The organism is Enterococcus pernyi (assembly GCF_045371165.1).
Lineage (GTDB): Bacteria > Bacillota > Bacilli > Lactobacillales > Enterococcaceae > Enterococcus_B > Enterococcus_B pernyi.
The window spans coordinates 51,073-51,690 of sequence record NZ_JBIQDM010000016.1 but is presented as its reverse complement, the minus strand read 5'-3'; the positions used below and the strand labels follow the sequence as shown (position 1 = coordinate 51,690).

At 52.6% G+C, this 618-nt stretch carries 6 tRNA genes and 1 rRNA gene; all 7 read left to right on the top strand.

Going from position 1 to position 618, the window contains the following annotated elements:
* A 5S ribosomal RNA gene (gene rrf, locus ACH0AK_RS14120) occupies nt 1-76 on the top strand; the annotation flags it as partial.
* A 12-nt stretch (nt 77-88) separates the two neighbouring features.
* Nucleotides 89-161: transfer RNA gene (locus ACH0AK_RS14115), tRNA-Val, on the top strand.
* A gap of 3 nt (nt 162-164) precedes the next feature.
* Nucleotides 165-237, top strand: a tRNA-Lys gene (locus ACH0AK_RS14110).
* A gap of 7 nt (nt 238-244) precedes the next feature.
* A tRNA-Leu gene (locus ACH0AK_RS14105) sits at nt 245-326 on the top strand.
* 26 nt (nt 327-352) lie between these two features.
* A tRNA-Thr gene (locus ACH0AK_RS14100) sits at nt 353-425 on the top strand.
* 10 nt (nt 426-435) lie between these two features.
* Nucleotides 436-507, top strand: a tRNA-Gly gene (locus ACH0AK_RS14095).
* Between the two features lie 17 nt (nt 508-524).
* Nucleotides 525-610 (top strand) — tRNA-Leu (locus tag ACH0AK_RS14090).
* The last annotated feature ends 8 nt before the right edge of the window (nt 611-618 follow it).

Sequence of the window (618 nt, the reverse complement as noted above, 5' to 3'; positions counted from 1 at the left end):
CGAACACAGAAGTTAAGCTTCTTAGCGCCGATTGTAGTGAGGGGTTGCCCCTTGTGAGAGTAGGACGCCGCCACGCTTTGTTATCTTTGGAGGTTTAGCTCAGCTGGGAGAGCATCTGCCTTACAAGCAGAGGGTCAGCGGTTCGATCCCGTTAACCTCCATATGAGCCGTTAGCTCAGTTGGTAGAGCATCTGACTTTTAATCAGAGGGTCACAGGTTCGAGCCCTGTACGGCTCATATTTTTGCGGGTGTGGCGGAATTGGCAGACGCACTAGATTTAGGATCTAGCGCCTTACGGCGTGGGGGTTCAAGTCCCTTCACCCGCATCATATGATTGTTTCTATTTTTTTACGCCGGCTTAGCTCAGTTGGTAGAGCATCTGATTTGTAATCAGAGGGTCGAGGGTTCAAGTCCTTTAGCCGGCATCGTAAATACGCGGAAATAGCTCAGTGGTAGAGCACCACCTTGCCAAGGTGGGGGTCGCGGGTTCGAACCCCGTTTTCCGCTTTGCCAATGTACTACGCGCCGGGGTGGCGGAACTGGCAGACGCACAGGACTTAAAATCCTGCGGTGAGTGATCACCGTACCGGTTCGATTCCGGTCCTCGGCATTACAAAT